This is a genomic window from Rhodococcus sp. IEGM 1408 (genome assembly GCF_033142235.1).
GTDB lineage: Bacteria > Actinomycetota > Actinomycetes > Mycobacteriales > Mycobacteriaceae > Dietzia.
Genome location: NZ_JAWLRW010000027.1, coordinates 1 through 5103, shown reverse-complemented (window position 1 = coordinate 5103; position 5103 = coordinate 1). Strand labels below are relative to the sequence as shown.

2 rRNA genes are annotated in these 5103 nt (G+C 56.1%); both read left to right on the top strand.

Annotation, left to right across the window (positions count from 1 at the left end):
* Nucleotides 1-68 precede the first annotated feature (68 nt).
* A 16S ribosomal RNA gene (locus R4P08_RS18275) occupies nt 69-1587 on the top strand.
* Nucleotides 1588-1939: 352 nt separating this feature from the next.
* Nucleotides 1940-5036, top strand: a 23S ribosomal RNA gene (locus R4P08_RS18270).
* Together the 16S and 23S rRNA genes form the textbook arrangement of a ribosomal RNA operon.
* Nucleotides 5037-5103 lie beyond the last annotated feature (67 nt).

Genomic DNA, 5103 nt, shown 5'->3' with positions numbered 1-5103 from the left:
TTTTTTGAACAGCCAGTTATCTGGTTTGTTTTTTGCTTGGATTGTGCTTTTCGTAGTGCTGAGAAGCTTTTATGGAGAGTTTGATCCTGGCTCAGGACGAACGCTGGCGGCGTGCTTAACACATGCAAGTCGAACGGTAAGGCCCCTTCGGGGGTACACGAGTGGCGAACGGGTGAGTAACACGTGGGTAATCTGCCCTGCACTTCGGGATAAGCCTGGGAAACTGGGTCTAATACCGGATATGAGCTCCTGCCGCATGGTGGGGGTTGGAAAGTTTTTCGGTGCAGGATGAGTCCGCGGCCTATCAGCTTGTTGGTGGGGTAATGGCCTACCAAGGCGACGACGGGTAGCCGGCCTGAGAGGGTGATCGGCCACACTGGGACTGAGACACGGCCCAGACTCCTACGGGAGGCAGCAGTGGGGAATATTGCACAATGGGCGGAAGCCTGATGCAGCGACGCCGCGTGGGGGATGACGGTCTTCGGATTGTAAACCCCTTTCAGTAGGGACGAAGCGAAAGTGACGGTACCTGCAGAAGAAGCACCGGCTAACTACGTGCCAGCAGCCGCGGTAATACGTAGGGTGCGAGCGTTGTCCGGAATTACTGGGCGTAAAGAGCTCGTAGGCGGTTTGTCACGTCGTCTGTGAAATCCCTCGGCTTAACCGGGGGCGTGCAGGCGATACGGGCAGACTTGAGTACTACAGGGGAGACTGGAATTCCTGGTGTAGCGGTGAAATGCGCAGATATCAGGAGGAACACCGGTGGCGAAGGCGGGTCTCTGGGTAGTAACTGACGCTGAGGAGCGAAAGCATGGGGAGCGAACAGGATTAGATACCCTGGTAGTCCATGCCGTAAACGGTGGGCGCTAGGTGTGGGGTCCTTCCACGGATTCCGTGCCGTAGCTAACGCATTAAGCGCCCCGCCTGGGGAGTACGGCCGCAAGGCTAAAACTCAAAGGAATTGACGGGGGCCCGCACAAGCGGCGGAGCATGTGGATTAATTCGATGCAACGCGAAGAACCTTACCTAGGCTTGACATATACAGGACGACGGCAGAGATGTCGTTTCCCTTGTGGCTTGTATACAGGTGGTGCATGGTTGTCGTCAGCTCGTGTCGTGAGATGTTGGGTTAAGTCCCGCAACGAGCGCAACCCCTGTCTCATGTTGCCAGCACGTAATGGTGGGGACTCGTGAGAGACTGCCGGGGTCAACTCGGAGGAAGGTGGGGATGACGTCAAATCATCATGCCCCTTATGTCTAGGGCTTCACACATGCTACAATGGCTAGTACAGAGGGCTGCGATACCGCGAGGTGGAGCGAATCCCTTAAAGCTGGTCTCAGTTCGGATTGGGGTCTGCAACTCGACCCCATGAAGTCGGAGTCGCTAGTAATCGCAGATCAGCATTGCTGCGGTGAATACGTTCCCGGGCCTTGTACACACCGCCCGTCACGTCATGAAAGTCGGTAACACCCGAAGCCGGTGGCCTAACCCCTTGTGGGAGGGAGCCGTCGAAGGTGGGATTGGCGATTGGGACGAAGTCGTAACAAGGTAGCCGTACCGGAAGGTGCGGCTGGATCACCTCCTTTCTAAGGAGCACTCACCACCTTTTTGGTGGTCAGAGTTAGCGCTCGGTTCGTGCCCGAATGTGGTGCGCCGGGTGGCTCATTGGGTGGAACACTATTGCGTAGGACCCCGCGGTGATCGCCCGGTACCAGGTTGCAGGATCTGGTGCCGGCGTTAGTGGGGTGCGGACAAAACACACTGTTGGGTGTCTGAAACAACACCGTCGCATCCCTTGAACGTGGGGGGTGTGAGGTTGTTTCTGATGGCACTGATTCCCGATGTGCTTGCGGCCGGTTGGTCCTGGTGCGGGTTGGGGTTGGTGTGTGTTGTTTGAGAACTGCACAGTGGACGCGAGCATCTTTAATTGTTTTGTGAATGTAAGTGTGTAAGAGCACACGGTGGATGCCTTGGCACCAAGAGCCGATGAAGGACGTAGGAGGCTGCGATAAGCCTCGGGGAGCTGCCAACCGAGCTGTGATCCGAGGGTCTCCGAATGGGGAAACCCAGCACGCGTGATGGCGTGTTACCCACATCTGAATACATAGGGTGTGTGGAGGGAACGCGGGGAAGTGAAACATCTCAGTACCCGCAGGAAGAGAAAACAACAGTGATTCCGTCAGTAGCGGCGAGCGAACGCGGAAGAGGCTAAACCGCATGCGTGTGATACCCGGCAGGGGTTGCGTGTGTGGTGTTGTGGGGCACGATGACCTTGATTCTGCCGGATCGGGCGCTGATGACCGCGGGTTAGGGGAACGACTTGGAAGGGTCGGCCGGAGAGGGTGAGAGTCCCGTACCTGAAAACCTTGTGGCAGGGCGATTTGTGTTCCCAAGTAGCAGCGGGCACGTGAAATCTGCTGTGAATCTGCCGGGACCACCCGGTAAGCCTAAATACTCCTTGGTGACCGATAGCGGATTAGTACCGTGAGGGAATGGTGAAAAGTACCCCGGGAGGGGAGTGAAATAGTACCTGAAACCGTGTGCTTACAATCCGTCAGAGGCTTTAGGGCTGATGGCGTGCCTTTTGAAGAATGAGCCTGCGAGTTAGTGGTATGTCGCGAGGTTAACCCGTGTGGGGAAGCCGTAGCGAAAGCGAGTCCTAATAGGGCGACCGTAGTGGCATGCTCTAGACCCGAAGCGGAGTGATCTACCCATGGCCAGTGTGAAGCGACGGTAAGACGTCGTGGAGGCGCGAACCCACTTAGGTTGAAAACTGAGGGGATGAGTTGTGGGTAGGGGTGAAAGGCCAATCAAACTCCGTGATAGCTGGTTCTCCCCGAAATGCATTTAGGTGCAGCGTCGCATGTTTCACCTCGGAGGTAGAGCTACTGGATGGCCGATGGGCCCTACAAGGTTACTGACGTCAGCCAAACTCCGAATGCCGAGGTGTGAGAGTGCGGCAGTGAGACTGTGGGGGATAAGCTTCATAGTCGAGAGGGAAACAGCCCAGATCGCCGGCTAAGGCCCCAAAGCGTGTACTAAGTGGAAAAGGATGTGGGATCGCTGAGACAGCCAGGAGGTTGGCTTAGAAGCAGCCACCCTTGAAAGAGTGCGTAATAGCTCACTGGTCAAGTGGTCCTGCGCCGACAATTTAGCGGGGCTCAAGTACACCGCCGAAGCCGCGGCACTCACATATTAACCTCCTCCGGGCAGGTGTGTGGGTGGGTAGGGGAGCGTCGTGTGGCCATAGAAGCGCCGGAGTGATCCAGGCGTGGAGGCCACACGAGTGAGAATGCAGGCATGAGTAGCGAAAGACGAGTGAGAAACTCGTCCGCCGAATGATCAAGGGTTCCTGGGTCAAGCTAATCTGCCCAGGGTGAGTCGGGACCTAAGGCGAGGCCGACAGGCGTAGTCGATGGACAACGGGTTGATATTCCCGTACCCGTGTGTGCGCGCCCATGGTGAATCAGTGATACTAACCGCCCTGAAAGTTCTAGAGCATCCTTCGGGATGACGTGGACCGGATGCGCGGGACCTGATCTGGTAGTAGCCAAGCGATGGGGTGACGCAGGAAGGTAGCTGGGCCAGTCAGTGGTTGTACTGGTGTAAGAGTGTAGGCCGTGACATAGGCAAATCCGTGTCACATTAAGGCTGAGACTCGATGCATACCCGTTGTGGGGAATTCAGTGATCCTATGCTGCCGAGAAAAGCCTCTAGTTAGTTCATACACGGCCCGTACCCCAAACCGACACAGGTGATCAGGTAGAGAATACCAAGGCGATCGAGAGAACTGTGGTTAAGGAACTCGGCAAAATACCCCCGTAACTTCGGGAGAAGGGGGACCATGCTCGGTGAACACCTTCGCGGTGGGAGCTGGGTGTGGTCGCAGAGACCAGAGAGAAGCGACTGTTTACTAAAAACACAGGTCCGTGCGAAGACGTAAGTCGATGTATACGGACTGACGCCTGCCCGGTGCTGGAAGGTTAAGAGGACCGGTTAGCCGCAAGGCGAAGCTGAGAATTTAAGCCCCAGTAAACGGCGGTGGTAACTATAACCATCCTAAGGTAGCGAAATTCCTTGTCGGGTAAGTTCCGACCTGCACGAATGGCGTAACGACTTCTCTGCTGTCTCGACCACAGACTCGGCGAAATTGCACTACGAGTAAAGATGCTCGTTACGCGCGGCAGGACGAAAAGACCCCGGGACCTTTACTATAGTTTGGTATTGGCGTTCGATTCGGTTTGTGTAGGATAGGTGGGAGACTGTGAAGCATGCACGCTAGTGTGTGTGGAGTCGTTGTTGAAATACCACTCTGATCGTATTGGACGTCTAACCTCGGCCCATGATCTGGGTTAGGGACAGTGCCTGATGGGTAGTTTAACTGGGGCGGTTGCCTCCTAAAGAGTAACGGAGGCGCCCAAAGGTTCCCTCAGCCTGGATGGCAATCAGGTGTTGAGTGCAAGTGCACAAGGGAGCTTGACTGTGAGACTGACACGTCGAGCAGGTACGAAAGTAGGGACTAGTGATCCGGCACCGGCACGTGGAAGCGGTGTCGCTCAACGGATAAAAGGTACCCCGGGGATAACAGGCTGATCTTCCCCAAGAGTCCATATCGACGGGATGGTTTGGCACCTCGATGTCGGCTCGTCGCATCCTGGGGCTGGAGTAGGTCCCAAGGGTTGGGCTGTTCGCCCATTAAAGCGGCACGCGAGCTGGGTTTAGAACGTCGTGAGACAGTTCGGTCTCTATCCGCCGCGCGCGTAAGAAACTTGAGGAAGGCTGTCCCTAGTACGAGAGGACCGGGACGGACGAACCTCTGGTGTGCCAGTTGTTCCACCAGGAGCATCGCTGGTTAGCTACGTTCGGAAGGGATAACCGCTGAAAGCATCTAAGCGGGAAGCCTGTTCCAAGATGAGGTTTCTCACCACCATTGCGTGGTTAAGGCCCCCCACAGACCATGGGGTTGATAGGCCGGAACTGGAAGCGCAGCAATGCGTGGAGGTGACCGGTACTAATCGGCCGAGGGCTTACACACAAAATTAAGCGAAGAACCGCTTGCGTCCACTGTGCAGTATCTGAAACAACACACCCCTCCCGCGAGG